A 25,539-nucleotide genomic window follows, 5' to 3' on the forward strand; every position below is an offset into this window, starting at 1 on the left:
TGTCTTTTTATGTGTTCGTTTTCTGCGAACTTCAATACAACAATTGTGCCGGAAAAATGTTTATTTACTTTTCCTTGTAATAAGCGAAAGTAGTATATACCACACGATAATTGCAGCAAAGCTGCAGATTCCCAAGAGGATAAGGAGTGGAATGCAGACAAGTAGGAAAATGAAGCTTGTTTTATTGTCCTTCCATGACAGATTCTTGAATTTGAGTGAGAACATTGGAATCTCCGATACAAGCAACCATGAGAAAAGGCAGACCAGCAGCAATAGATAAACCGGATGGAAGCTGTTGCTCACCAAACAGTCGTGAGCGCCCGTCACCAATGAAGCCCAGAACAAGGCATTTGCCGGGACGGGAAGTCCTACGAAAGAGCTTGTCTGGCGGGTATCATTGTTGAATTTGGCAAGCCGTAGTGCAGAGAACACGGACAAAAGAAATGCGAGATAGGGGAAAACGTCGGCCATGCTTTCCATTGTGCTTGGATAGTTCATTTCCTTGAACAAGGAAAATACAATCAGGGAAGGGGCCACTCCGAAACTGACATCATCTGCCAGAGAATCCAAATCCTTGCCGATAATGGAATGTGCGTCCAGTGCACGTGCCATCATGCCGTCGAAGAAATCGAATACGGCACTGAAGATAATGAAAGCGAGTGCCCATTCATATTTGGCTTCGGATGCCATGACACAGGCAATGCACCCGGAGAATAGGTTCAGGCAGGTCAGAATATTTGGAATATGGCGGGTAATGCAGTTTGCCATTGTTGTTCTTTTATTATTTAAGTTTGGCTATCACAGTCTGATTACCGGTAGTCTGTTGTCCTAGTTTAACGAATACTTCGGTGCCCAACGGCAGAAAGACGTCCACGCGGGAGCCGAATTTGATGAAACCCATATGCTCGTCGATATAGCATTCCTCGCCCGGTTCGGCATAGGTTACGATACGGCGCGCCATGGCTCCGGCTATCTGTCGTGCCATAATTTCCACGCCTTCCGGAGTTTCTATTACTACAGTGGAACACTCGTTGTCGGTGCTGGCTTTGGGCAGCCAGGCTTTCATGAACTTTCCGTTTTTGTGCCACACTTTCTTTACCGTACCGTCTACCGGATACCAGTTGGCGTGTACATTGACCAGGCTCATGAATATAGATACCATGATACGGCGGTCGTGGAAGTATTCGTTTTCTTCTACTTCTTCCACCACTACGATTTTACCGTCGGCAGGAGCTATCACGACTTTCTCTGTTTCCTGTCCGAACAAACGGATGGGACAGCGGAAGAAGTTCACTAGTATGCCATATACAATGAGGCTAATGACCGCTACTACGTAAAAAGGAACTTTGCATTCCAATCCGAAGTAAAGGGCAGTGTTGACAGTCAGAATCAGAGCCAAGCTGCCTGCTAATGTATGTGTTCCTTCACGGTGTATACGTATCTTTTTTAATCTTTTTAATCGACTCATGTATATAGTATTTGCTATTTTAGATAGAAATTATTTGCAAAAATAGGCTTATTTTGAAAATCTAACAAGGATTTGGAGAGAGAAATGTGCGTGTTGATAACTTTTTGGGAAATATTTTTGTTAGCTGTGATAGAGGTTGTAATTTTAGGCTCTCAATAGATAAGGATATATATGCAAGATTTTGTTCATTTACATGTCCATACCCAATACTCTCTTCTGGATGGTCAGGCAAGTGTCAGCAGGCTGGTTGACAAGGCTATGAGGGATGGTATGAAAGGCATTGCCGTGACCGACCATGGAAATATGTTCGGTATCAAGGAGTTCACCAACTATGTCAACAAGAAGAACAGCGGGCCGAAGGGGGAGATAAAGGACTTCAAGAAAAGGATTGCCGGTATTGAAAGTGGTGAGATAGAGTGTGAAGACAAGGAAGCGGAGATTGCCGATTGCCGTACCAAGATGGCAGAAGCGGAAAGCAAGTTGTTCAAGCCGATTGTAGGCTGTGAAATGTATGTGGCCCGCCGAACCATGGATAAGAAGGAGGGGAAGCCGGACCAGAGTGGTTATCACCTGATTGTGCTGGCAAAGAATGAGAAGGGGTATCACAATCTGATAAAACTTGTATCGCATGCTTGGACAAGGGGATACTATATGCGTCCGCGTACAGATCGCAGTGAACTGGAAAAGTATCATGAAGGGCTGATTGTCTGCTCGGCTTGTATCGGTGGCGAGGTTCCTAAGAAGATTATCAATGACCAGCTGGAAGAGGCGGAAGAAGCTGTACGCTGGTATAAGAATCTGTTTGGCGATGATTATTATCTGGAACTTCAGCGCCATAAAGCCACTGTTTCCCGTGCCAATCACGAAGCTTATCCGCTTCAGCAGAAGGCGAATGCCAAGTTGTTGGAGTTTGCCCGGAAATATGACATTAAGGTTATCTGTTCCAATGACGTCCACTTTGTGGATGAAGAGAATGCGGAAGCGCACGATCGCCTGATTTGTCTGAGTACGGGTAAGGATCTGGATGACCCTACCCGAATGCTCTATACTAAGCAGGAATGGATGAAGACAAAGGCTGAAATGAACGCCTTGTTTGAAGATGTGCCCGAAGCCTTGTCCAATACCTTGGAGATTTTGGACAAGGTGGAGTATTATTCTATCGACCATGCTCCTATTATGCCTACGTTTGCTATTCCTGAAGATTTCGGGACGGAAGAAGGCTATCGTCAGAAGTATACCGAAAAGGACTTGTTTGATGAGTTCACTCAGGATGAGAACGGCAAGGTGGTGCTGGATGAGGATGCTGCCAATGCCAAGATAAAGCGTCTGGGGGGGTACGACAAACTGTACCGTATCAAGCTGGAAGCCGACTATCTGGCAAAGTTGGCATTCGACGGTGCCAAGAAGTTGTACGGTGACCCCTTGTCCGACGAGGTGAAGGAACGTCTGGTCTTTGAGCTGTACATCATGAAGACGATGGGTTTCCCGGGATACTTCTTGATTGTGCAGGACTTTATCAATGCCGCCCGCACACAGCTGGGAGTTTCGGTAGGACCGGGACGTGGTTCGGCTGCCGGTTCGGCGGTGGCCTATTGCTTGGGCATCACGAAAATAGACCCGATTCAATACGACCTTCTGTTCGAGCGTTTCTTGAATCCCGACCGTATCTCTTTGCCTGATATCGATGTGGACTTCGATGATGACGGGCGTGGAGAAGTGCTCCGCTGGGTGACGGATAAGTACGGGCAAGAGAAGGTGGCGCACATCATTACATACGGCACGATGGCGACCAAGATGGCCATCAAGGATGTGGCACGCGTACAGAAACTGCCTTTGAGCGAATCAGACCGTCTGTGCAAGCTTGTGCCGGATAAGATTCCCGACAAGAAACTCAATCTGCCCAATGCCATTGCCTACGTGCCCGAATTGCAGGCTGCGGAGGCTTCGCCCGATCCACTGGTGCGCGATACGATGAAATATGCCAAGATGCTGGAAGGTAATGTACGCGGTACGGGTGTGCATGCCTGCGGTACTATTATTTGCCGTGACGACATCACGGATTGGGTACCTGTCAGCACGGCGGATGATAAGGAGACGGGCGAGAAGATGCTCGTAACCCAATACGAAGGTTCCGTCATCGAAGATACGGGACTTATCAAGATGGACTTCCTCGGACTGAAAACCTTGTCCATCATTAAGGAAGCCGTTGCCAATGTACGTCTGCACCGCGGCTTGGAACTCGACATCGACAAGATATCCATTTCCGACCCTGCTACCTATAAACTCTATTGCGACGGCCGTACCATCGGTACGTTTCAGTTTGAATCGGCTGGCATGCAGAAGTATCTGCGCGAGTTGCAACCGAGCACTTTCGAGGATTTGATTGCCATGAACGCCCTCTACCGTCCGGGGCCTATGGATTATATCCCCGACTTCATCGACCGTAAGTGGGGACGTAAGCCCATCGAGTATGATATCCCCATCATGGAGAAGTATCTGAAGGATACTTACGGCATTACGGTCTATCAGGAGCAGGTCATGCTTTTGTCGCGTTTGCTGGCAGACTTTACCCGTGGTGAGTCTGATGCCTTGCGTAAGGCAATGGGTAAGAAGCTGCGTGACAAGCTGGACCACATGAAGCCGAAATTCATTTCAGGTGGACAAAAGAACGGTCACAATCCGAAAGTGCTCGAGAAAATCTGGGCCGACTGGGAAAAGTTTGCATCCTATGCTTTCAACAAGTCACATGCCACTTGCTATTCGTGGGTGGCCTATCAGACAGCTTTTCTCAAGGCCAATTATCCGGCTGAATACATGGCAGCGGTCATGAGTCGAAGTTTGGCGAATATTACCGATATAACCAAGCTGATGGACGAATGCAAGGCAATGGGCATCAATACATTGGGACCGGATGTGAATGAAAGTAACCTGAAGTTCACCGTGAACAAGGAAGGCAATATCCGTTTTGGCCTTGGTGCGGTGAAAGGGGTAGGCGAGGGTGCTGTGCAGAGCATTATGGAGGAACGCGAAAAGAATGGTCCTTTCAAAGGGATATTTGATTTTGTGCAGCGTGTCAATCTGACAGCCTGCAACAAGAAGAATCTGGAATGCCTTGCCTTGGCGGGCGGGTTCGACGGCTTCCCTGAGTTGAAGCGAGAGCAGTTTTTTGCCGTAAACTCCAAGAACGAGGTCTTCCTCGAAACCTTGGTGCGTTATGGTAACCGTTACCAAGCTGACAAGGCAGCGGCTGTAAATTCCCTATTCGGTGGTGAGAATGTGGTGGATATCGCCACTCCGGAGATACCGGTAGCGGAACGTTGGAGTGACCTCGACCGTTTGAATCGGGAGCGTGATTTGGTAGGTATCTATCTATCCGCACATCCGTTGGATGAATATTCTGTGGTTCTGGAGCATGTTTGCAACACTCACATGGCAGAGCTGGAAGATAAGACGGTGCTTGTGGGACGCGAAATAACAATGGGTGGCATCGTGACTGCCGTGCGTCGCGGTATCAGCAAGAACGGCAATCCTTACGGCATAGCCAAGATTGAAGACTATTCCGGTTCGGCAGAACTTCCTTTCTTCGGAAATGATTGGGTGACTTATCAGGGGTATCTGGGCGAGCGTACCTTCTTATTCATCAAAGCCCGTTGCCAGCCTAAGCAATGGCGGCAGGATGAACTGGAACTGAAGATAACCTCCATGGAATTGTTGCCTGACGTCAAGGAAAAACTGATCGAGAAGATAACTATTCTCATTCCGTTGAGTGTACTGAATAAGGCTTTGATAACTGAACTGGCAGAACTGACCAAGGAACGTCCGGGTAGCACGGAGCTTTATTTCAAAGTCAGAGATGAGGATAGTAAGATGACGGTCGATTTGATTTCCCGTCCCGTGAAGCTTTCCGTGGGGCGTGAACTAATTACTTATTTAAAAGAACGTCCGGACCTTGAGTTCAGGATTAATTAGTTTTCTTGGTTAGAAAACGAAGATAGGCTGCACCTCAGCATAAAAAATGAACAAGTTCATTTTGTTTTGCATTCAGTTTGCACTATCTTTGTTTCGGAAGCGAAGACTGATAAAATGCAATTGACAGAAAATTAATAATTATAGTTGACATTTAATATTAAAAGAAATGGCTTTAGAAATTACAGACAACAATTTTCAAGAAATCTTGGCAGAGGGAAAACCAGTAGTTATGGATTTCTGGGCGCCTTGGTGCGGCCCTTGTAAGATGGTGGGACCAATCATCGATGAATTGGCTACTGAATATGAAGGAAAAGTGATTATTGGCAAATGCGACGTGGATGAGAACGGTGACGTAGCTGCCGAATATGGTATACGCAACATCCCTACAGTCTTGTTCTTCAAGAATGGAGAACTGGTGGATAAGCAGGTAGGTTCGGCTCCGAAATCTGCTTACGTGGCCAAGATAGAAGCGATATTATAAGGTACTATTTGACGATTTGCTATTTACGATTTACCCTTTCGGCATCATGGCACAGCCAAATAGTAAATTGTCAAATAGTCAATAACATTAACCCTTTAAGCAATAGTAAGTATGGGAATGGAAGACGATTTTTTGCAGAATGATGTCGATGATGAAAAGACTATCGAGTACATCAAGAATTATTTGCCGCAGGAGTTGAAAGAGAAGTTCTCTGACGACGAGTTCTATTATTTTCTCGATTTGATTGACGAGTATTATTCCGAGAGCGGCATCCTTGATGCGCATCCGGATACAGATGGGTACATCGAGATTGATTTGGAGAAAATCGTGGACTATATTGTCAAGGAAGCCCATAAAGATGGGATGGGTGACTATGATTCGGAAGAAATCCTTTTCATCGTGCAAGGTGAAATGGAGTATGCGGAATCTTTGGACGAAGAATAGTCTGTATCAAAAGTATAGGAAAATCGCGGATAAGCGTGGCTTTATCCGCGATTTTTGTTTTTATGTAGCCGATGGCGTATTCAGAAAAAAGAAGATGGACGTTCCGATGAGGATGACACCCAATACACCGTAGAACCAACGGGCTTGCCGCCGCCCTACATTTTGCACGATAAATTGGGTGTTTCGGGCAGTAAAGAACCAGTTCCAGTTCAATATGGCTGCCAGCAAGGCGATGATGCCCGCGACGGCAAAAATTCCTTGAACGATGTATTGGCTCATGGGAATTGACAATTAAAAATTAAAGGGGGGAAGGGTTATTCAAAGTTTTCCAAGGTGACTTTCCGCTCTCCGTTTTCTATTTCCTCTATGGTCACTTTGATAGTCTTGCCCGGCAGAAGTTCCTCTACCAGTTCCGGCCATTCTATGAAGCAGAGGGCACCGCTGTAGAAGTAATCTTCATACCCCATGTCATACACTTCTTCCAGCTTCTTGATGCGGTAGAAGTCAAAATGGTAAATCAGTTCACCGGCAGTGTCGGAACGGTATTCGTTGACAATGGCGAAGGTGGGGGAGGTTATGACGTCGGAAACGCCTAACTCCTCGCAAACGGCTTTGATGAAAGTCGTCTTGCCCGCCCCCATTTTTCCATAGAGGGCGAAGACTGTATTGTCACCCATTTCAGCGATGAACTGGCGGGCGGCTTCGTGAATCTGGTCTAATGACTGAATTTTGATTTCCATTGTGTTTATAGATTTCTTTAGCGTTGCAAATATAGCCAAAAACTTTTTCCTGTCTTGCAAATGGCATAGATAATGATGGAAAAGAATATGATGGATGCACCCGAGGGGACATTCAAGTAGAAAGAAATCATCAGCCCGCCCAGGCAACTGAGATAACCGATGCCGATGGAAAGCCAGATGATGCGGTGGAACCGGTGCGAGAACAAGTTGGCGGTCATCTGGGGAACAGTGAGTAGGGAGATGACCAGTACGATGCCCACCATGCGCAGGCATGCCACGATGGTAAGCGCAATGAACATCATCAGTACATATTCGAATACCTGCACCGGAATACCTTGCGAGCGGGCAAACTCCCGGTCGAAAGCTACGTAGATGATAGGATGGAGATATAGTGCGAAGAACAGTGCCAGCAGGGCGGCAAGCCCTCCCAATAGAGCAATGTCGCTCCAGGTAATCGTGAGAATGTTGCCGAAGAGATAGGCAGACAAGTCGGGGGCGAATCCCGGTGAAAGGAAAGTGAACATGATGCCCAGTGCCATACCCAATGTCCAGAATACGGCAATGGCAGAGTCTTCCCGCATGTCCTTCCGTTTGCTGAGCCACTCTACACCGAAAGCGGACAAGACTGCAAACAAGGCTGCCGACAGAATGGGGGAAATGCCGGTATACAGCCCTATGCCTATCCCGCCGAAGGAGGCATGCGTCAATCCACCGCTGATGAACACCAGTCTCCGGGTGACGATGTACGTGCCTATGAGCCCGCAAGCGATACTTGCCAGCAGACTGCCGATGAGTGCATGTTGGAAAAAGGTGTATTGCAGTAGCTCCATTTATTCAATTAAAAATTAAAGGTTAGATGTGGAGTGTTAGGAATGGGGAGTGAGACGGCGTTCGCCGATAATGAGGAACACTTCATCTTTAATGTTGTTCGGCAGGGCTATGCCGCGCAGTTGCAGGCTGCGCACCCATCCGGCTACGTCCGTGTCTTGCATCGTATAGAACACGTCGCGGAACTCGTCTTCCTGCTCGGGAGTATAGACATCGGGAGCGGTGCCGATGTATTTGTCCAGTTCTTCATCATCGTAATATTCTATTTGTTTGCTGACGGCTGCCAGTAGGCTGTCACGTTCGCAGGTTTCATGCTGTCCGCAGCATTCGGCATTTACTTCTTGCACTTCGGGCATGGCGTCCAGTTCGCCGCGGTCTATCTTCTTCTGTAGTTTCCGGTTGCGTATAATTCCGGCCGTGGCTGCCACGAGGGCAAGTACAATCAGGCTAATAATCAATATCCACATGGGCTTCCTTTTCTTGAAAAACATGTTCTGTTAATAGAACGGACAAAGATACATATTGTTTTGCACACGGCAAAATTATGCTTCGGATTGAATAGATAGAGTGCAAGGCATGTCGTCTGGCTGTTTATTCCACTTTGAATCCTGCTTTTTGCAAATCATTCCAGTAGGCTGGATAGGATTTGGAGACTACTTGCGGCTCGTCTATCCGGATGTGTGGCAGGGCGAGGCTGGTTGGGGCAAATGCCATGGCCATGCGGTGGTCTTCGTAGGTGGCAATAACGGGGGCGGCGTCTTCCGGGCAACGTTCGCCGTCCCACAACAAGATGCTGTCTTGCTCGGAGCGTATAACGTAACCCAGTTTGCGCAGTTCCGTAATGAGGGCGGTGATACGGTCAGTCTCCTTTATTTTGAGGCTTTGCAGGCCGGTGAAGCGGAAAGGAATGTTCATCAGGCAGCAGGTGACGACAAAGGTCTGTGCCAGATCGGGGATGTCCACCATGTCTTCGTCGAGACGGGCGGCGGGAATGCCCTTCCGGGTCAGTTTTACTCCCCGGTTTGTATATTCGGTATGGACACCAAGGCGGGCAAAGACTTCTGCACCGCGGCTGTCGCCTTGATAGCTGTGGGCGAAGAGTCCGAGCAGTTCGATTTCTGCAAGGTGTGTTTTTTCCTTTGCACTGTTTTCACTTTCTTTCGCGCTACTTCCGTCTTCCCCTTTCATTTCTAATATTTCATTTTTGATTCCTTCTATTGCCATCATCTGATACCAGTAAGATGCGGCGCTCCAATCGCTTTCCACAGTAAAAGGGGTATCCGTGTATCCGCCGGGGCTGACGGTGATGCAATCTTTGGAGGTCCAGTCGGCCTGGGCGCCGAAGTCGCGCATCAGTTGCAGGGTCAGGTTGATGTAGGGGCGGGAGATGATGTCACCCGTCAAGTGCAGGCGCAAGCCTTTGGGGAGGACGGCACCAATCATCAGCAGGGCAGATATGTATTGTGAGCTGACGTTACCGGCGAGGGATATTTCTTCGCCCTTCAGTTCAGTTCCGGTGATGTGCAAGGGGGGAAAACCCTCGTTCCTGACGTATTCGATCCGGGCGCCGAGCTCTCGTAGGGCGTCTACCAGTATGCGGATGGGGCGTTGCTGCATGCGTTGCGTACCGGTGATGATGCGGGTGCCCGGAGTTACGCTGAGGTAGGCGGTGAGGAAACGCATGGCGGTACCGGCGGCAAGAATATCTATATGTCCGGGATTTCCGTCGAGGGCGCGGGTCATCACCATGGTGTCGTCACAATCGCTCAGATTGCAGGGAAGGATGTTGCCATGGGCTAAGGAGTGGAGGATGAGTACCCGGTTACTGATGCTTTTGGACGCCGGTAGCTGTATGGTTGCGTGCAGCGAGGCAGGAGCGGAAACGGTATATTGCATGGTCGTATTTGTTAAGTTACGGTGGTAAGTTTTTTTATTGTCACTGCAAAAGTAGGATAAATCTTTAAGAAATGGAAAAAAGGTAACTTGTTTCTGTGGTTTCAGTCTTTCGCTTGCCTTTGTGGGGGTAAGTCCCGATGTTGGGACAGACAGATATAATAAATATTATTCTTATGGAAATAGATTTGCTCCCCTCTCGCTTTGTTGTTTTCGGCCATATCTCTTTATGCTGGCCTATACCAACCGTTCCTTGTCCTATGCCCAACTCTAGTGTGCATTTTGAAGGAACAGTACATGAAGAACCCATCTTCGGCTTGGAGCTGATATTGCTGATTATTTCGCTGACTATATCGGGGTGCGAAATATATATCGGTGAGCTTCTTGGAGATACATCCCGACGATATGCACGAGTAGAGGCTCTATGGGATAATGTTCCGTACGGGGAGTTCCAGTTCTCCCCAATCAATCATAGCATTGAACAGTCTGACCGTGGAGAATGAGGATAAGTTTTCCGGTCTGATGTCTTTTTCCTGCAAGATTCCTTCTTCCAGTAAGGCTGCCCGTTTGGTCCCTTTCAGCAGGGGGCGTGCCGGTGTGTACCAGTGGGTGCCGTTGTAAAAGGCGATGTTGGCAATGGAGGTATCTGTCAGTAGCCCTTGTTTTACAATCAGAATGTCGTCGCACACTCCGCGAAGTGCGAAAAGGCGGTTCAGAGGTTCGCGTCCGGTGCTTTTGTAGGTGTAGTCAATGTCATCTGCCTGTATCAGTGCCAGCGAATGCACGTGCCGCATGACGTAGGAGGAATAGCTGGCGTCTTCAATACCTTTCTCACCATACACTACGCGTGCCTTGACGATGCCTGCCTTGCAGCCGGGAAAGAGATGGTCGGACAGTTGTAGAGGTGTGCTTTCCGGCCAGAAGTGGGCACGGGTGTCGTTCAGCCTCCGGTTGTGATAAGGCAGGTTGCAGACCCTTCCGTTGTCAATGCGTATGGTCTCAATAAATCGGCACATATATTTTCTGTATTACTTCCTTGTATTCGTTTTCCCACCGGCTTTTGGCGGTGATGCCACCTCCTGCCTTGAAGTAGAGACGGTCGTTTTCTTGCTCGATGAAGCGTATCATGACGGCGCTGTCCAGTTGCCCGTCTGCATAATGCCCCATAATGCCGGTATAGAATCCCCGTTCGTAGTCTTCTGCCTCTGCAATGATTTCCATGGTTTTGGGCTTGGGTGCACCGGTGATGGAACCGGCTGGAAGCAGGCTGAAGAGGATGTCACCGATATGTGCGGTATAATCTTCGGGGAGAGTCCCGCATATCTCGGAGCTGGTCTGGAGAATGGGGCCCTTATTGGTTTGCAGGTGCTCGACATATCGGTAGGAGGTCACTTCGACGTGCTCCGAAACCATGCTGAGGTCGTTGCGTATCAAATCTACGATGGTGGCATGTTCGGCTGCCTCTTTGGCATCCTGCATCAAAAGCTGTTCCGCATCAGGCAGGGTAGCGTCGATAGTGCCTTTCATGGGGAAGGACTTTATCTTGCCTTCCTCTATGCGGACAAATATTTCGGGGGAGAAGCAGGCGAATTTGTCCTTCAGCCATAGTTTGTACAAGGCTTCCGAATGCAGGAATATTTCTTTCAGAGTCAGGTTGGTGGTGACGGGTACTTTGCAGGTGAGGTTTGTCAGGTAGCTGTTGCCTGCCAGCAGGTTTTGTTTCACGAGGTCGAACGATTGCTGGTATGCGGCAGGGGCGGGTGGAGTGACTTGCCACTCTATCGGGCAGGTATATCGGCATGAGCCGCTTCCGGAATTGGCCGTGGCAGATGCCGCCACGTTGCCTGCCTTCCGAAACCGGAAAAGGCAGGTGGAGGCGTCTATCTTGTCGAGGGGCTCGATGTGTGACACTTCTTGTGCATAGTCTATGATGAAGAGGAAGGGCACATTGGCTTCTGCCAGGCCGTTCATTCTGGCGATGGCTTCTTTCCTGCGGTACTTTTCCATTTCTCAATAGACCGCGGAGGCGATAATCTGGATAAACAGAATGAGGAACACCATGGCAATGGGATATACCGTGGCGTATGCCACACTTGGAATGTTGCTGTCCGTCATGGAGTCGGCGGCGGCAAGTCCCGGTGTGCTGGTCATGCCACCGGTGATGGTACCCAGCAAGTCGAGTATGTTTATCTTGAACACAAACAAGCCTACGCATACTGCTACCAACATGGGCACCAGCGTGATGGTGGCACCTACGCCGAACAAGAGCCAGCCGCTTTCCTGGAATGTGGCTACCAGATTCCGTCCTGCCGAGGTTCCCACTTCGGCCAGGAAGAGCAGCAGTCCCAATTGGCGCAGCAATTGGTTGGCAGGGCCGGACATAGACCATAGAATCGGTCCCGTCTTTCCGATGGCGCTCAGGAACAAGGCGACCATCAGAATGCCTCCCGTCAGTCCCGGAGAGAATGACAGGCTGTCCGAGAAGGAAACGTTGAGCTTGCCGAACAGTACCCCCAGTACAATACCTAATGCGATGGGGAAGAAGTCCGTATCAGACAACTGCTTGGTGTCATTGCCCAGCAGGCGTGCCACTCCCTTGATGCCGTCCTTTTCTCCCACTACCATCAGCTTGTCGCCGAATTTCAGGGCGAGGTCGGGCGAAGGCGACAAATCAATACCGCTTCGGCGGATGCGGGTGACGGTGCAGCCGAAGTTCTTCATCAGGTTGAGGTCTCCCAACTGTTTGTTTATCATATCCTTTTTGGTGAGCAACAGAGATTCAATCTCTTGCATGTCAACAAGTGGCAGTTCGCCTTCTTCGCGTTTGCCTACGAGGACGGCAAGCTGGTTCAAGGCATCTTCGCTGCCCACGGCTTGTATGTAGTCGCCTTCGTGAAGTATGGTCTGGGCGGTAGGTATGGCTATCTGCTCATTGTGCTTATGGCGTGAGATGACGGCTCCGGTCATGGCACGCGCATTGATTTGCATCAGGCTTCGCTCAAAGACGGCAGGGTTGGTTACACGGAACAGGCAGGTCGTCAGTTCCGGGAACTGGCTGCGGCGTTCCTTCTCCAGTCGGCGCGCCTCCTTGTCGAGGTCGATGCGCATGATACGGGGCAGCAGTTTTACAAAGAGAATCACACCGATAACGCCGAAAGGATAGGCAATACCGTAAGCGATGGATGCCAGTGGGGAATGAGTGCTGTCGATGGCTACGGCAAGTCCCGGCGTACTGGTCAGGGCACCGGCAATCAGTCCCACGACACTGGGAGTGTCTATGTCGAAGGCATATTTCAGTCCTACTGCCGTCAGGGCGGCAGAGCAGATAATCAGCATGGTGATGATGATGAGTGTCTTGCCTTTGCTTCGGAAGGAATCGAAAAATCCGGGTCCGGCCTGAATGCCGATGGTGAAGATGAACAGTACCAATCCGAAGTTTCCCAGCTCTTTGGGAATGATAACTCCGAAGTGTCCGAACAACAAGGCGATGAAAATAACGGCGGAAACGTCGAGCGAGAGTCCTTTGATTTTTATCCTTCCCAGCATGAAGCCTAAAGCCACAATGAGGAAGAGGGCGAAATAAGAGGAGTTTAACAAGTCAGTAAACATAATAGGCTAAAGAGTTAGGGGTTTGCGCCGCAAAGGTAGTGCAAAAAAGTGAGATATAAAAAAGCATTGTTTCCTTGTGGCATATAAAAAAGGAGCTAAACTGCGGTTTAACTCCTTTTTTATATATAGGGCCTGTATGGCTGGTATTCCTGCGTGGGGCAGGGCGGTACTTATTTTTTGAGTTCCTTCATCAGCTCCTCTACGGCGACTTTCAGCTGTGTGTCTTCTCCCTTCACGATGGTCTCGGGTGAATTGGCAACCTTGATGTCCGGTTTCAGCTGCGAGTTCTCCAGATAGCTGCCGTCCGGCAGGCGGTAGCCAATGACGGGGATACCGAATACGAGCGACGGGTCTTGCAGACGCTCCCAAGAAACACTAGTCATGGTTCCCGGCACAGGCATGCCTACCAGCTTGCCGATACCCCGATGGCTGTATACCCACGGCGTACCGTGCGCATTGGAGTAGTTGGCCTCGCACATCACCATAATGGACGGCTTGTTCCAGCGGCGGCTGGGCATGTCGCACGCCTCGCGGCCGCGCACCACCTGCGTGAAGTATTTCTGTCCGCTGAAAAGTATTTCTATATCCTCGTGCAGGCGTCCGCCGCCGTTGAAGCGGGTATCTATGACGATGCCTTCGCAGTGGTTGTATTTTCCCAGGATGTCCGAGTAGACGGAACGGAAACTGTCGTCTCCCATGGACTCGATGTGCACGTAGCCCAAGCGTCCGCCCGACCACCGGTCAACGTCTGCCGCACGCTGTTTCACCCAGCGGGCATAGAGTAAATTGCTGAATGCACCGTTTGTGATGGGGATAATGACTTCCTCCCAGCGTTCCTTGGTCTGCGGGTTAAAGAGAGAAACAAGTGTTTTTTTTCGTGCTTTGTTGTTGAGCAGCGTGTAATAGTCCGCATCGGGGGTGATTTCCACACCGTCTATCTTTTCGATGACCGTGCCGGCTTTTACCCGGGTATTGGCAGTGTCGAAAGGACCTTTCTCCACCACTTCGGCAATGAGCATGCCCTTGCCCGTGTAGTTCCAGTCGAAGAACAGTCCCAGGCTGGCAGTGGGCTCGGACTGCCCTTTGGGATAGAAACGGCCGCCGGTGTGAGATACGTTCAGCTCGCCCAGCCATTCGCTCAGCAGCTCTGCAAAGTCATAATTGTTGTCGATATGGGGCAGGAAGCGGCGATAGGCGGCGGTCATCTTGTCCCAGTCTACTCCGTGCATCGAGGTGTTGTAGAACCGCTTCTGCTGCTGGCGGTACACGTGGTCGAACATGTATTCGCGCTCCGCAGCCAGGTCCATCTTGGCATTTACCTGGAAGGCGATGGGAGTCAGCGCGTCGGATGAAGTGTCCATTTTCTGCATCTTGCGGCTGCCCAGCAGGAAGAGGTTTTTGCCGTTCTTGTCCAGCTGCATGTCCGCCCATCCGGCGTTCATCTTGTGCAGCAGGCGAGTCTCTTTCTTGCGCAGGTTCATCTTCCAGAGGTCGTATCCGCCTTCGAAGGCAGCCAGATAGTAGAGTGTTTCGCCATCCTTGGAGATGATGGTACTGCCCATGTCGGAAGAATTCGGGGTGAGGCGCACCACACGGTCTTCGATGCCTTTCAATTCTACGACGATGTCTTTCGGCTGGTCATCTTTTTCGTCAGTATTGCTGTCTTTCTTGTCGTCTTTCTTCTTTTTATCCTTGTTTTCGTCTTTGGGGGTATCTTTTCCGGCAGACTTCTTCTGCTCCTTCTCCAACTCCTTGCGCAGTTCGTAGTCTTCCTTGCTCAGGCAGTATTTGTCGTATGCATCTTGGTTGAGGAAGACGAGCATGGCGTCGTTTAGCGAACCCCATGAGGCGTGGGCACGCATGCCATAACGTTCGGTGGTGAAGAGGATGGCGTTGCCGTCCAGCGCGAAGCGGGGATAGCCGCTCATGTAGCCGCTGTTGGTGAGGTTCGTGATTTTTCCGCCTCCCTGCGCGCTGACCAGGCCGATGTCGGAGTAGGGGTCGTGCTTGTTGCCGGTGAATTCAAGTGTAAACCACTTGCCGTCCGGCGACCATGAATAGTCAAATCCTCCGCTGGTGCTGTACCAGGTGGAGCCGTCCGTAATCTGGCGCACCTTCTTCGTCTCCAGATTGAGCACCATCAACCGGATGCGGTCTTCGATGAAAGCGAGTTCTTTGCCGTCGGGTGAGAATTGCGGATAGGCACGTTCCACGGTGGTGGAGGGCAGCAGCACTTCTTCTTCAATCAGCGTGGCGTTCGGGAAGTTGGGATCTTCCTTGCGGGCTATCTTGGCAAGGTAGAGTTGCCAGTTGCCGCCTCGCTCGCTGGCGTAGGCCAGGGTGCGGTTGTCCGGCGCAAAGGAGAGGCCTGCTTCGCGTGCCGGTGTGTGTGTAATCTGCTTGGTGGTGGCATAGTCTGCCGAAGTGACGAAGACTTCACCGCGCAGTGTGAAGGCAATCTGCTTTCCGTCCGGGGATACGGTGGCAGAGGTGGCTCCGTCGGAAGGCTGCAGGTTGGCGAATTGCGGTTGGTCATCGCGTACAATCTCTACGGCAACTTTCTTCGGGGTGGCGTCCGGCTGCTGGGTATAGATTTCGCCGTCGTAACCATAGCACAACGTCCCGCCGTCACTCATGGAGAGGAAGCGCACGGGATGTGTCTTGAAGCTGGTGATGGGCTTCACCTCTCGGGGCTGTGCCAGCGGGAAGGCATACACGTTGAATGAGCCGCCGTTTCTCTCACTCAGAAAGTAAACCGTTCTTCCATCGGGTGACAACACCGGGTTGCGGTCTTCGCCCGCGTGGTCGGTGAGGTTGGTATGGATACCCGTCTTTGCATCATACAGCCAGATGTCGCGGGTAATGGAGGAGGTGTGGTGCTTTCTCCATTCATCTTCAAATCCCTTGCGGTCTTGGTAGAGGAACTGCTGGCCCGCCTTGTCGAAGCAGACCGCTTCGGCAGGTGTACCCAGCACTTGCTCCGTACGCCCTCCCGTTGCAGGTACTTTGTAAAGCTCGGTCATGGCCGAAGTGGGGAAAAGAGTGCTGCTTGCCGGGTCCTGGATGGATGCGGAAAACAAGATATACTTTCCATCCGGAGTGAATGCAGAAGGAAGTTCACCGGTGGAGTGGGTAGTGAGCCGCCGGGCGGTTCCGCCGTCTGCCGGCATCACGAATACGTCGAAGTTGCCGTATCTGTCGCTGGCAAAGGCAATCTGTTTACCGTCCGGCGACCATATGGGGATACATTCGTAGCTTTCTTGGGTAGTAAGCTGTGTGGCGGTTCCACCCTTGGCGGGCACCTTGTAGATGTCTCCTTTGTAACAGAATGCGATTTCCGTACCGTCGGGAGAAATTTGTACATCACGCATCCAGAGCGGCGTGGCGGCATGTCCGGCAATTGCAGTAAGGCCTAGTGCGAGGATTGCAAAGGTTTTCTTCATAAGTGTGTGGGTTGATGTTAATATAGAATGTTTATAAACGTAGTGATTCTGTCCGCAATGCAAGGAGCGAGGTACGTCATTTCATATCTCGTGCCTTGTATATCTGTTCCTTGGCATTGTTGATACTTTGGAACTTCTCTTCTGCGGCTTTCTTGATGTCTTCGCCCAGCGTTGCCACCCGGTCGGGATGGTGTTTCAGGGCCAGGCTGCGGTAAGCGGCACGCACTTCGTCATTGGTGGCGGTGGGCTCAATTTCAAGCACTTTGTAGGCCTCGCTCAGTGAGTTACTGCCTAGGTTGAGCATGGATTCCACTTCCTTGACGGATAGTCCCATGTATATGGCCACTTCTTTCAGGGCTTCTATCTCCTCGTTGCAGACGTGTCCGTCGCTTTTGGCAATTTCTACCAAGAATACCAGCAGTTGCAGGCGTTCCTCGTATGTCAGGTTGGCGGCAATCTGCGTTCCGCAGTCACGGATGGTATTTCTAAATGCCAGTGGGTTTTGTCTGTCCATCTGCTTGCGCTGCTCGAAGAGGTTGAGCAATATTCGTTCTCCCTCGCCCACGGCAGCCTCGCCGAACGTGCTTCTCAGAAAGCGGCGGACGAATTCCATTTCACTATGCATGATGCGCCCGTCTGCACGGATTATGTACGAAGCCATTACGAGCATGGAGAAGAGAAAACTGTTCCGTTGCCCGGCATAGGTAGTACCATGCGTTGGTTCTTCTCTATAATAACCGCCTGCATCATTTGAATCGGTGTCGAATAATGAACCGAATACAAAACCTGCCAAGGCTCCCAGCGGTCCTCCGGCCATGAAACCGATGATGCCGCCTATCCATTTAGCTGCTCCCATAATTTTTCTTGTTTAAAATGCAAAAATAGAGATTTCTTACGAGAATTCCAGTAATTCATGGCAGCAAGTTCTATCATTAAGAAATGCTATAAAAAATAAGGAGCTAAGTTTATCACTTAACTCCTTAATGCTCACCAGTCGGGATGACAAGATTCGAACTTGCGACCACACGCCCCCCAGACGCGTACTCTACCGGGCTGAGCTACATCCCGAATTGCGGGTGCAAATGTACGGCTTTATTTTAAAACAGCAAATATTTATAGTGCTTTTTTTATTGAATGAACCTATATTTTGCAGTTTCAAGGCTTTCGGCCAACGTGTCCTGCTCTTTTTTTACTCGTATGCCTGCCTTGCCAGGCAATGGCCTTGAGCGGGCAGGCATACTTTGAATGAAGTTATTGCAAGTTTAGGCTATTTCTTACGGAAGTGACAGCCGGACTCTCGGGCGTTACGGATTTCCGGGTACAATAGTCGAATTCCACAGACTTTTCGCCGCTGTATGATTTCCACTTCAGTTTCAATTTGACGGTCTTGCCTTCTGTATCGGGCAGTGCATCCAGCTTGAAAGCAACCAATCCGTCCGCATACTTGCCGTAAATATCACCCTTGGCATTGTGGCGGAACTCTGCTTCATACGGGTTTTCCGGATTCTGGCTCAGCAGCAGATTGACAAAGTGCTTGGTGTGATAGTCTCCTCGTCGGGTTCTGAAGCGGAGGGTCAGATAACCGTCTTCTGCAATGGTCACCCAATCGTTTACTATTTCCACCGGATCGGTACCGTATACGGCATCGTTCTCTTCGCCCAAATCCGGGGCGACGGGCTTGGTAAGGATACTGTCTATCCAGTTTATATATACAGCTTGGGTGTAGATATCGCCGGGCTCGTCCACTTCCTTGTAGTTTATCAGGGCGCGGACTTCCTTCTCGCCATAGGGAGATTTCGGCATGTTGGTGGGCAGCAGAGTGGTCTTGTCATCCAGTTGCAGAAAGACTGTCTGGTCTGCATCGGTCTTTACCGTTACCAGGGCATTGGGGAATCTCATGGCATAATTATCATCATCGTCCAGGCACGATTGGAAGCTTAAGGAACTGATGGCTGCGATGGCGATTAAAATTTTCTTGTTAAAGACTGATTTCATTTTCATAGGGTGCTCTTTAAAATTAAACATTCGGAATAGGTCTTACTCTTGTAAGAATAGCATATTTGCGAAAACCCTGCATGCAGCATTGTTAATTAATGATAAAAGCAGTGGAGGTCCGTTGTCGGGTATTCTCTTTTTGAGTGTCTCTGCAGGCTGTGCAGAACATTATTCCCCGATACATGAAAGATATTTGTATATCAGCTGGAATATGACTACCTTTGCTGTATGAGATGCACATCTCGTGTGCATTGTGATGTGCATCTCGAACAGCATGAGATGTACATCTCGTGCATCTTGGGGAATAGTCTTCCTGCCGTGCGGAAGCTGTCTTTCTGTTGAGAGGAAGTAACCTTCGGGCGGATTGCTTACAGCCTGGTTGCAGTAAGAAACATTATGTTTATTGTGAAAAGAGTATGAGTATAGTCTATTTGGTTCGAAAGAAGGTTTTCCGCACGGCGGAAGGGGTGAAGCAACTTTATTATGCAGTGCAGCGTGTGCTGCAACAGCGTGGAGGTGTGACGGCGGAGTTGCTGGCGCAGCGTATGGCATCCAGAAAGGGCATGAGCCCGGGAGATGTGCAGAGTGTGTTGATAGATTTGCCGAAATTTGTAGAGGAAGCGCTGATGGAGGGAGAGTCGGTGACCATTAAGGGGCTGGGTTCCTTCCATGTGGCGGTGACGAGTGACGGGTTTGAGCATCCCGACGATGTGATGCCGGGCAAGGTACGCTTATCCCGCGTCTATTTTCGTCCGGACAGGTCGCTGGTGGCGAGGCTGAACAGCGGGATGGATTTCTACCGTTATCCGCTTAGCCGATATTTCCCTCACGATATGTTGCGGCCGGAAACACTGAGAAAGGAGCGGGCCGAGGGAAAGACGGGAATTCCGGATGAGGGTTCGGTTGGGATGGAAAATGATGCGGCGGACTTTTCGGGGGAGGAGTGAGCGATGAATGTGGAAGAATTCAGAGAATACTGTCTCTCCTTGCCGGGAGTGAGCGAGAAGATGCCTTTCCTTAATGTGGCCGACAGATACAGTCGTGATGTGCTTTGCTTTTATGTGGGCGACAAGTGGTTTTGCTTTGTCAATATCGAAGTGTTCGATTTTTGCTGCCTCAAGTGCCGTCCGGAGGAATCGGCGGAACTGCGGGCGAGGTACGAGGGAGTGAAGCCGGGGTGGCACATGAACAAGAAGTATTGGAACAGTGTGTATTTCAACTACGATGTACCGGACGGCATTATCCGGGAACTGGTGGAACGCTCCTATCGGCTGGTTGTGGAGAGCCTGCCGAAGAGAGACAGGGAGCGCTATACTCCCATACACTCTCTATAAAAGTCGAACATCTCGAAGATTGTCTCCTTGTCTGCCGTCTGGTTGAGGCAGATGTCGCCCACTTCTTTCAATAAGGTGAAGTTGATGACTCCGGCGGTATTCTTCTTGTCATGCTTCATCAGTTCGTAGAGCTGGTCATACTGTTTGCAGTTGAAGGCGAAGCTGCCATAATTCTCTTTGACGAACTGGATGGTCTGGCGCATCTTGTCCTTCGGGAATCCGGTCTTTATATAAGAAAGGTATAGTTCGCAGACCAGCCCCCATGCCACTGCATAACCGTGCAGCACCGGACGGCTTTCGGCAAGGGCAAGGCTTTCGAAGGCGTGTCCCACGGTGTGCCCCAGGTTCAAGGCTTTGCGGATGCCGTGTTCCAGCGGGTCTTCTTCTACGATGTGTTCCTTTACCTGCACGGAACGTCCTACCATGGATTTCAGCAGGGCGTAGTCTGTCTTCTCCGTATCAAAGGCCAGCAGTTCCGCCAGATGTTTCGGAGTACTGATGAGGCCGTGCTTCAGCATCTCGGCATAGCCGGAGAAGAAGTTATGGGCATCGAGGCTGCGCAGGAATTCGGTTTCCAGCAGAACGCAGGCGGCGGGAGCAAAGACGCCGATTTCATTCTTCAGACCGTTGAAGTTGATGCCCGTCTTGCCTCCCACGGAAGCGTCGACCATGGCGAGCAGCGTAGTGGGAACGTTGATGTAGGCGATTCCCCGCTTGAAGGTGGAAGCGGCAAAACCGCCGAGGTCGGTCACCATGCCCCCGCCCAGGTTGATGAGCAGGGAGTGGCGGCTGGCCTCTTTCTCACTCAAGGCTTGCCATACGGCAGCCAGAGTTTCCAGATTCTTGTGCACGTCTTCCGCCCCGATAACAATCTCTTCCGCTCCTTCCAGCGCGGGGATGCCGTCCAGATGCGGGCGGCAGAGGCGGTGGGTATGCTCGTCGGTAAGGATGAAAAGCTTGTCGTGGGGGCACTTCTCTATGGCATGCGTCAGGCTGTTCGCCAGTCCTTCGCAAAGGATTACTTCTTGTTTACTCATCTTGTTAATTACAAATTACCAATTACTGATGTTACGGATTATGAAGGAAAGGGGGCCTTCTTCATTATATTATGGTGCAAAGATAGCTCTTTTGGCAATAAAACGTTATCTTTGTCCCGTGAAATTCTATGGGAGCAAGGCGTTTCCGCCATCTGCCTCCTGCTGTTTGTAATTAGTAATTTGTAATTGATTGATAGAAATGAGAGCATTACTTCCCGTTTATTGCCGTCCGCTGGGCTATTTCATCATAGCTCTGGCGTTGTTCCTTCCTTTCATATTCCTATTGTGGGGAAAAGTGACAGATGCCAACTTGTTGTTTTACAAGGAATGCTCCAAACTCCTGATGATGATGGGAGCGTTGATGATAATCTTTGCCTTGTCGAAGAACGAGAATAAGGAGATAGAGCAGGTGCGTAACAAGGCCACGCGCAATGCCATCTTTCTGACCGTTCTTTTTATCTTCGGCGGTATGCTCTACCGGGTGGCGCAGGGTGACCTCCTTTCGGTCGATTCTTCTTCTTTTCTCATATTTCTCATATTGGACGTACTTTGCCTGGAATTTGGTATAAAGAAAGCGACGGTTGATAGATTATTTAAGCGGAATGGTCGATAAATGAAGCAAATCGTCATGTGGGGCATTAAACCTTTTGCCCGGAAGTCTGTCAAATGGAACAGTGAATAAAAGGCATTGTTCATTTAAAGAATAGACAAAGAATAGACACATGAAGAAAATTATCACGGGGATGGCGTTGCTGTTGGTAACAACGCTGTCTGCATTCTCACAGACCAAAAACATTACGGTATCGGGCCGTGTCGTGGAGGACACCAAGGAGCCTGCGATACAAGCTACCGTGCAGTTGCTTTCATTGCCGGACAGTGTCCAGGCATCGGGTACGGCCACTACGTCACAAGGTTATTTCACTCTTCCCAAAGTCAGTGCGGGCAAATACGTGCTGAAGGTTTCCTACATCGGATTCAAGAGCCAGTACCTGCCCATGCATCTCTATGCCACGACGACAGCCAAGAACGTGGGTACCCTGACGCTGGAGACGGACGCCGTGATGCTGGCCGAGGCTGTGGTCACGGCCGAAGCGCCGCAAGTGCAGGTGGTGGAAGACACGCTGGTCTACAACTCATCCGCCTATCGTACCCCCGAGGGAGCCATGCTCGAGGAGTTGGTGAAGAAGCTGCCCGGTGCGGAGATTGACGACGAGGGTAATGTGAAAATCAACGGTAAGGACTTGTCGAAGATTATGGTCGACGGAAAGGAGTTCTTCGGTGGAGACGTAAAGACCGGTCTGAAGAACCTGCCGGTAGATATGATAGAGAAGCTGAAAACCTACGACAAGAAGTCCGATTTGGCACGTATCACCGGTATTGACGACGGTGAGGAGGAGACGGTGCTCGACCTGACCGTAAAGAAAGGCATGAACCAGGGGTGGTTCGGCAATGCCGACGTGGCCGGAGGTACGGAAGACCGCTATATGGGCCGCTTCATGCTGAACCGCTTCGTGGACAAAACCCAGGTGTCGATAGTGGGCTCTGCCAATAACGTGAACGACCAAGGCTTTTCGGGCGGTGGCGGCAGTCCGCGCTGGCGCAGGAACAACGGACTTACGGCAACGAAAATGCTGGGTGTGAACTTCGCTACCCAGACCGACAAGCTGGAATTGGGCGGTAGTGCACGCTACAACTATCAGGATGGGGATATTGCAAGTATAGGTTCTACCGAGGACTTTCTGCCGGACGGCAATTCTTACTCCAACTCGAACAGCAGACAACGCAACAAAAACAAGAATTTCAATGCCGATTTCCGTCTGGAGTGGAAGCCGGACTCAATGACGAACATCATCTTCCGTCCCAACTTCTCGTATGGCAAGACGGACAATCTTTCCGGTTCGGAGAGCGGCACGTTCAATGCCGACCCTTACAGTCTGGTGACCGACCCCAATAACTGGCTGAATCTGGAGAAGATTCTCAATCCGGACGATGACCTGTTGAGGAGTGTCCGTATAAATGCCACCAACAGCGGTTCGCTGAGCGACAACAAGAGTGTGTCTACAGATGCAACCTTGCAGTTGAACAGAAAGCTGAATGACAAAGGACGTAATGTCACGTTCCGTGGAAGGTTCGGTTATACCAATAATGACAACAACCAGTATACGGAGTCGGAAACGCATTACTTCAAATTGATGAACTACTTGCAGACGGGAGACTCCGTACTGATTCGTAACCAATATATCGCCACTCCGACCAAGAACTACAATTACAGTGCGCAGCTGACTTACAGCGAACCGATAGCCCGTGCCACTTTCCTGCAATTCAGTTATCAGTTCCAGTACAAGTATAGCGAGAGCGACAAGACGACGTACGATTTGCAAGGCTTTCCGGATTGGGGATTGTCAACCCTGCTTCCCACGGGATATGAAGAGCATGTGGTGGACAGTCTGGGCAAGTATGCAGAATACCGCTACTACAACCACGATGCATCCGTGTCCTTGCGCTTCATCCGCGAGAAGTATCAGCTGAGCGCAGGCATGTCGTTCCAGCCGCAGCATTCCGTGTTGTCCTATAAGCGCGGCGACTATATGATTGATACCACCCGCAATGTGTTCAACTTCGCTCCGAATCTGGACTTGCGCATCCGTTTCTCCAAGGTGAGCCAGCTGCGTATGACATACCGCGGCCGCAGCAGTCAGCCCAGCATGGAGAATCTGTTGCCGATTGTGGATAACTCCAATCCGCAGAATGTACGTATCGGTAATCCGGGCTTGAAGCCTTCCTTCACGCACAACATGCGATTCTTCTATAATACGTATAATGCCGAAAAGCAGCGCGGCATTATGTCGCACGTCAATTTCTCGGCAACGCAGAATAGCATCAGCAACAGCCGTGTGTACAATTCGGAGACCGGCGGATGGACCACGACCCCAAAGAATATCAACGGTAATTGGAATGCGTTCGGCATGTTCGGTTTCAATACGGCACTATCCAATAAGAAGTACACCATCAATTCCTTCTCCAATGCCAACTATCAGAACAATGTGGCTTACCTGACGTCCGGTAAGGGAGCAGATGCCGTGGAACGGAAGAATACGACCACCAACCTGACACTGGGCGAACGTCTGAATGCCGCCTATCGTAACGACTGGTTTGAATTCGGCTTGAACGGAAGCATCTCCTATTCAATAGAAAAAGATAAACTGACGCCTGACAATAACCAGGAGCCTTATACCTTCTCCTACGGTGCCAACACGCAGATTTCCATGCCATGGAACATGACGCTCTCTACCAACATAGCCAACCAGAGCCGCCGCGGATATACGGACAGCAGCATGAACCGTAACGAGCTTATCTGGAATGCACAGTTGTCGCAGACTTTTTTGAAAGGGAATGCTACTGTCAGCTTCGAGATGTACGACATTTTGAAGAAGCAGAGTAACATCAGCCGTTCGCTGACTGCAAGCGGTCGTTCGGTGTACGAATATAATGGCGTGAACAGCTACTGCATGCTTCACTTCATCTATCGTCTGAATATTTTCGGCAGCAAGGCTGCCCGCGAGAGAATGCAGGGCAGACGCGGCTTCGGCAGTCCGGGATTTGGTCCGGGTGGTCCTGGCGGTTTCGGAGGACGCAGGCCGTTCTAAAATACCTCTCTGCCACGGCTCTCTCATTGGAGGGAGTCAGAGGGGGAGAAGGGAGTTATCGCCCTTCGGGCTTAGGAGTTAAAGCCGATAGCCCTGTGGATGCAGAGCGATACTGTCGGCTTTAGCTTCCTTTACCCCTCCTCTGGCTTTTTTGCTCTCTTTGGCTTCCTTTCAGCCCTCTTTGGCTTCTTTTTGGCCCTCTCTTTGGGCTTCCTTTTAGTCCTCTCTTTGGGCTTCCTTTTAGTCTTCTTTGGGCTTCCTTTTACTCTTCTTTGGCTTCCTTTTAGTCCTCTCTTTGGGCTTCCTTTCAGCCCTCTTTGGCTTCCTTTTAGTCTTCTTTGGGCTTCCTTTTAGTCTTCTTTGGCTTCCTTTTGGCCCTCTTTGGCTTCCTTTTAGTCCTCTCTTTGGGCTTCCTTTTAGTCTTCTTTGGCTTCCTTTCAGCCCTCTTTGGCTTCCTTTTAGTCCTCTCTTTGGGCTTCCTTTTAGTCTTCTTTGGCTTCCTTTTGGCCCCTCTTTGGCTTCCTTTTGCTCTCTCTGGCTTCCTTTTAGCCCTCTCTACCCCTTCCCTTAACCTCCTCCGACTCCCTCTGGCTGCTTTAAATGAAAGAGTTGTGTCCTCTGTGTCTCTGTGTTTTTCTTTTTCTTTCATTT

The 25,539-nt window shown here is 50.2% G+C and carries 22 protein-coding genes and 1 tRNA gene; 7 read left to right on the forward strand and 16 right to left on the reverse strand.

Annotated elements, in window-relative coordinates:
• Positions 1 to 60 precede the first annotated feature (60 nt).
• A complete protein-coding gene (pssA, locus tag HU824_RS10570) occupies positions 61 to 768 on the reverse strand; it encodes a CDP-diacylglycerol--serine O-phosphatidyltransferase (protein ID WP_176468785.1) in 708 nt (235 codons plus the stop codon).
• A 13-nt stretch (positions 769 to 781) separates the two neighbouring features.
• The gene (locus HU824_RS10575; RefSeq protein WP_136009548.1) at positions 782 to 1,468 is read right to left on the reverse strand and encodes a phosphatidylserine decarboxylase family protein; all 687 of its coding nucleotides are present in this window, start codon (positions 1,466 to 1,468) and stop codon (positions 782 to 784) included.
• A gap of 171 nt (positions 1,469 to 1,639) precedes the next feature.
• Between HU824_RS10575 and dnaE the strand changes: the two genes are divergently transcribed.
• The 3 genes from dnaE to HU824_RS10590 all read left to right on the forward strand — a co-directional run bounded on the left by dnaE (position 1,640) and on the right by HU824_RS10590 (position 6,362).
• Positions 1,640 to 5,437 (forward strand): DNA polymerase III subunit alpha, encoded by a 3,798-nt coding sequence (gene dnaE / locus HU824_RS10580; protein WP_176468786.1) that lies wholly within the window; start codon positions 1,640 to 1,642, stop codon positions 5,435 to 5,437.
• A 166-nt stretch (positions 5,438 to 5,603) separates the two neighbouring features.
• Complete coding sequence (gene trxA, locus HU824_RS10585; protein WP_136009550.1) at positions 5,604 to 5,918, forward strand: thioredoxin; 315 nt, start codon at positions 5,604 to 5,606, stop codon at positions 5,916 to 5,918.
• Positions 5,919 to 6,029: 111 nt separating this feature from the next.
• Complete coding sequence (locus tag HU824_RS10590) at positions 6,030 to 6,362, forward strand: hypothetical protein (RefSeq protein WP_136009551.1); 333 nt, start codon at positions 6,030 to 6,032, stop codon at positions 6,360 to 6,362.
• Positions 6,363 to 6,422: 60 nt separating this feature from the next.
• Here HU824_RS10590 and HU824_RS10595 read toward each other — a convergent pair whose 3' ends face one another.
• The 12 genes from HU824_RS10595 to HU824_RS10650 all read right to left on the reverse strand — a co-directional run bounded on the left by HU824_RS10595 (position 6,423) and on the right by HU824_RS10650 (position 18,876).
• Positions 6,423 to 6,641, reverse strand: coding sequence for an immunity 17 family protein (locus tag HU824_RS10595; RefSeq protein WP_136009552.1), 219 nt, complete (start codon positions 6,639 to 6,641; stop codon positions 6,423 to 6,425).
• Positions 6,642 to 6,676: 35 nt separating this feature from the next.
• Positions 6,677 to 7,102, reverse strand: a complete 426-nt coding sequence (tsaE, locus tag HU824_RS10600) for a tRNA (adenosine(37)-N6)-threonylcarbamoyltransferase complex ATPase subunit type 1 TsaE (RefSeq protein WP_136009553.1) — start codon at positions 7,100 to 7,102, stop codon at positions 6,677 to 6,679.
• A 17-nt stretch (positions 7,103 to 7,119) separates the two neighbouring features.
• Positions 7,120 to 7,932: a metal ABC transporter permease gene (locus HU824_RS10605; RefSeq protein WP_136009554.1), complete on the reverse strand. Its 813-nt coding sequence runs from the start codon at positions 7,930 to 7,932 to the stop codon at positions 7,120 to 7,122.
• Between the two features lie 36 nt (positions 7,933 to 7,968).
• Entirely contained in the window at positions 7,969 to 8,397 is a 429-nt protein-coding gene (locus HU824_RS10610; protein WP_136009555.1) for a phospholipase, read from the reverse strand.
• Positions 8,398 to 8,521: 124 nt separating this feature from the next.
• Positions 8,522 to 9,826, reverse strand: a complete 1,305-nt coding sequence (locus HU824_RS10615; protein WP_176468787.1) for a 3-phosphoshikimate 1-carboxyvinyltransferase — start codon at positions 9,824 to 9,826, stop codon at positions 8,522 to 8,524.
• 419 nt (positions 9,827 to 10,245) lie between these two features.
• Positions 10,246 to 10,839: an aminotransferase class IV family protein gene (locus HU824_RS10620; RefSeq protein ID WP_176468788.1), complete on the reverse strand. Its 594-nt coding sequence runs from the start codon at positions 10,837 to 10,839 to the stop codon at positions 10,246 to 10,248.
• Positions 10,823 to 11,830, reverse strand: coding sequence for an aminodeoxychorismate synthase component I (locus HU824_RS10625; RefSeq protein ID WP_176468789.1), 1,008 nt, complete (start codon positions 11,828 to 11,830; stop codon positions 10,823 to 10,825). The genes HU824_RS10620 and HU824_RS10625 overlap by 17 nt, the downstream gene beginning before the upstream one ends.
• A gap of 3 nt (positions 11,831 to 11,833) precedes the next feature.
• The gene (locus tag HU824_RS10630) at positions 11,834 to 13,432 is read right to left on the reverse strand and encodes an aspartate:alanine exchanger family transporter (RefSeq protein WP_136009559.1); all 1,599 of its coding nucleotides are present in this window, start codon (positions 13,430 to 13,432) and stop codon (positions 11,834 to 11,836) included.
• Between the two features lie 170 nt (positions 13,433 to 13,602).
• On the reverse strand, positions 13,603 to 16,875 hold the full coding sequence (locus tag HU824_RS10635; RefSeq protein WP_176468790.1) for a S41 family peptidase: 3,273 nt from the start codon (positions 16,873 to 16,875) through the stop codon (positions 13,603 to 13,605).
• A gap of 76 nt (positions 16,876 to 16,951) precedes the next feature.
• On the reverse strand, positions 16,952 to 17,731 hold the full coding sequence (locus tag HU824_RS10640; protein ID WP_176468791.1) for a DnaJ domain-containing protein: 780 nt from the start codon (positions 17,729 to 17,731) through the stop codon (positions 16,952 to 16,954).
• A 138-nt stretch (positions 17,732 to 17,869) separates the two neighbouring features.
• Positions 17,870 to 17,943: transfer RNA gene (locus tag HU824_RS10645), tRNA-Pro, on the reverse strand.
• 183 nt (positions 17,944 to 18,126) lie between these two features.
• Positions 18,127 to 18,876 carry a NigD-like protein gene (locus HU824_RS10650; protein ID WP_176468792.1) on the reverse strand — a complete coding sequence of 250 codons (750 nt, stop codon included), beginning with the start codon at positions 18,874 to 18,876 and terminating at the stop codon, positions 18,127 to 18,129.
• Between the two features lie 410 nt (positions 18,877 to 19,286).
• Between HU824_RS10650 and HU824_RS10655 the strand changes: the two genes are divergently transcribed.
• Together HU824_RS10655 and HU824_RS10660 are read left to right on the forward strand one after the other, a co-directional pair.
• Positions 19,287 to 19,817, forward strand: coding sequence for an HU family DNA-binding protein (locus HU824_RS10655; protein ID WP_176468794.1), 531 nt, complete (start codon positions 19,287 to 19,289; stop codon positions 19,815 to 19,817).
• A gap of 3 nt (positions 19,818 to 19,820) precedes the next feature.
• Positions 19,821 to 20,204, forward strand: a complete 384-nt coding sequence (locus HU824_RS10660; RefSeq protein WP_176468796.1) for an MmcQ/YjbR family DNA-binding protein — start codon at positions 19,821 to 19,823, stop codon at positions 20,202 to 20,204.
• On the opposite strand, the gene aroB is transcribed toward HU824_RS10660, so the two are convergent.
• On the reverse strand, positions 20,180 to 21,241 hold the full coding sequence (aroB, locus tag HU824_RS10665; protein ID WP_176468798.1) for a 3-dehydroquinate synthase: 1,062 nt from the start codon (positions 21,239 to 21,241) through the stop codon (positions 20,180 to 20,182). The genes HU824_RS10660 and aroB overlap by 25 nt on opposite strands.
• 199 nt (positions 21,242 to 21,440) lie before the next feature.
• On the opposite strand from aroB, the gene HU824_RS10670 reads away from it, so the two are divergent.
• Both HU824_RS10670 and HU824_RS10675 read left to right on the forward strand, forming a co-directional pair.
• Positions 21,441 to 21,854 (forward strand): hypothetical protein, encoded by a 414-nt coding sequence (locus HU824_RS10670; protein ID WP_136009571.1) that lies wholly within the window; start codon positions 21,441 to 21,443, stop codon positions 21,852 to 21,854.
• A gap of 109 nt (positions 21,855 to 21,963) precedes the next feature.
• Positions 21,964 to 24,888, forward strand: a complete 2,925-nt coding sequence (locus HU824_RS10675; RefSeq protein ID WP_176468800.1) for a TonB-dependent receptor — start codon at positions 21,964 to 21,966, stop codon at positions 24,886 to 24,888.
• Between the two features lie 328 nt (positions 24,889 to 25,216).
• Here HU824_RS10675 and HU824_RS10680 read toward each other — a convergent pair whose 3' ends face one another.
• The gene (locus tag HU824_RS10680) at positions 25,217 to 25,537 is read right to left on the reverse strand and encodes a hypothetical protein (protein WP_176468801.1); all 321 of its coding nucleotides are present in this window, start codon (positions 25,535 to 25,537) and stop codon (positions 25,217 to 25,219) included.
• Positions 25,538 to 25,539 lie beyond the last annotated feature (2 nt).

This window comes from Bacteroides sp. L10-4 (genome assembly GCF_013373675.1).
In the GTDB taxonomy this organism is placed as follows: domain Bacteria; phylum Bacteroidota; class Bacteroidia; order Bacteroidales; family Bacteroidaceae; genus Bacteroides; species Bacteroides muris.

Bases quoted from the DNA above. Each gene is read 5' to 3' on its own strand.
- HU824_RS10610 (WP_136009555.1), bottom strand. From the start codon at position 8,397: ATGTGGATATTGATTATTAGCCTGATTGTACTTGCCCTCGTGGCAGCC.
- HU824_RS10590 (WP_136009551.1), top strand. From the start codon at position 6,030: ATGGGAATGGAAGACGATTTTTTGCAGAATGATGTCGATGATGAAAAG.
- HU824_RS10655 (WP_176468794.1), top strand. From the start codon at position 19,287: ATGAGTATAGTCTATTTGGTTCGAAAGAAGGTTTTCCGCACGGCGGAA.
- HU824_RS10680 (WP_176468801.1), bottom strand. From the start codon at position 25,537: ATGAAAGAAAAAGAAAAACACAGAGACACAGAGGACACAACTCTTTCA.
- tsaE (WP_136009553.1), bottom strand. From the start codon at position 7,102: ATGGAAATCAAAATTCAGTCATTAGACCAGATTCACGAAGCCGCCCGC.
- HU824_RS10595 (WP_136009552.1), bottom strand. From the start codon at position 6,641: ATGAGCCAATACATCGTTCAAGGAATTTTTGCCGTCGCGGGCATCATC.
- dnaE (WP_176468786.1), top strand. From the start codon at position 1,640: ATGCAAGATTTTGTTCATTTACATGTCCATACCCAATACTCTCTTCTG.
- HU824_RS10605 (WP_136009554.1), bottom strand. From the start codon at position 7,932: ATGGAGCTACTGCAATACACCTTTTTCCAACATGCACTCATCGGCAGT.
- HU824_RS10620 (WP_176468788.1), bottom strand. From the start codon at position 10,839: ATGTGCCGATTTATTGAGACCATACGCATTGACAACGGAAGGGTCTGC.
- HU824_RS10615 (WP_176468787.1), bottom strand. From the start codon at position 9,826: ATGCAATATACCGTTTCCGCTCCTGCCTCGCTGCACGCAACCATACAG.
- HU824_RS10635 (WP_176468790.1), bottom strand. From the start codon at position 16,875: ATGAAGAAAACCTTTGCAATCCTCGCACTAGGCCTTACTGCAATTGCC.
- HU824_RS10640 (WP_176468791.1), bottom strand. From the start codon at position 17,731: ATGGGAGCAGCTAAATGGATAGGCGGCATCATCGGTTTCATGGCCGGA.
- HU824_RS10675 (WP_176468800.1), top strand. From the start codon at position 21,964: ATGAAGAAAATTATCACGGGGATGGCGTTGCTGTTGGTAACAACGCTG.
- HU824_RS10625 (WP_176468789.1), bottom strand. From the start codon at position 11,830: ATGGAAAAGTACCGCAGGAAAGAAGCCATCGCCAGAATGAACGGCCTG.
- pssA (WP_176468785.1), bottom strand. From the start codon at position 768: ATGGCAAACTGCATTACCCGCCATATTCCAAATATTCTGACCTGCCTG.
- HU824_RS10660 (WP_176468796.1), top strand. From the start codon at position 19,821: ATGAATGTGGAAGAATTCAGAGAATACTGTCTCTCCTTGCCGGGAGTG.
- aroB (WP_176468798.1), bottom strand. From the start codon at position 21,241: ATGAGTAAACAAGAAGTAATCCTTTGCGAAGGACTGGCGAACAGCCTG.
- HU824_RS10670 (WP_136009571.1), top strand. From the start codon at position 21,441: ATGAGAGCATTACTTCCCGTTTATTGCCGTCCGCTGGGCTATTTCATC.
- trxA (WP_136009550.1), top strand. From the start codon at position 5,604: ATGGCTTTAGAAATTACAGACAACAATTTTCAAGAAATCTTGGCAGAG.
- HU824_RS10575 (WP_136009548.1), bottom strand. From the start codon at position 1,468: ATGAGTCGATTAAAAAGATTAAAAAAGATACGTATACACCGTGAAGGA.
- HU824_RS10630 (WP_136009559.1), bottom strand. From the start codon at position 13,432: ATGTTTACTGACTTGTTAAACTCCTCTTATTTCGCCCTCTTCCTCATT.
- HU824_RS10650 (WP_176468792.1), bottom strand. From the start codon at position 18,876: ATGAAAATGAAATCAGTCTTTAACAAGAAAATTTTAATCGCCATCGCA.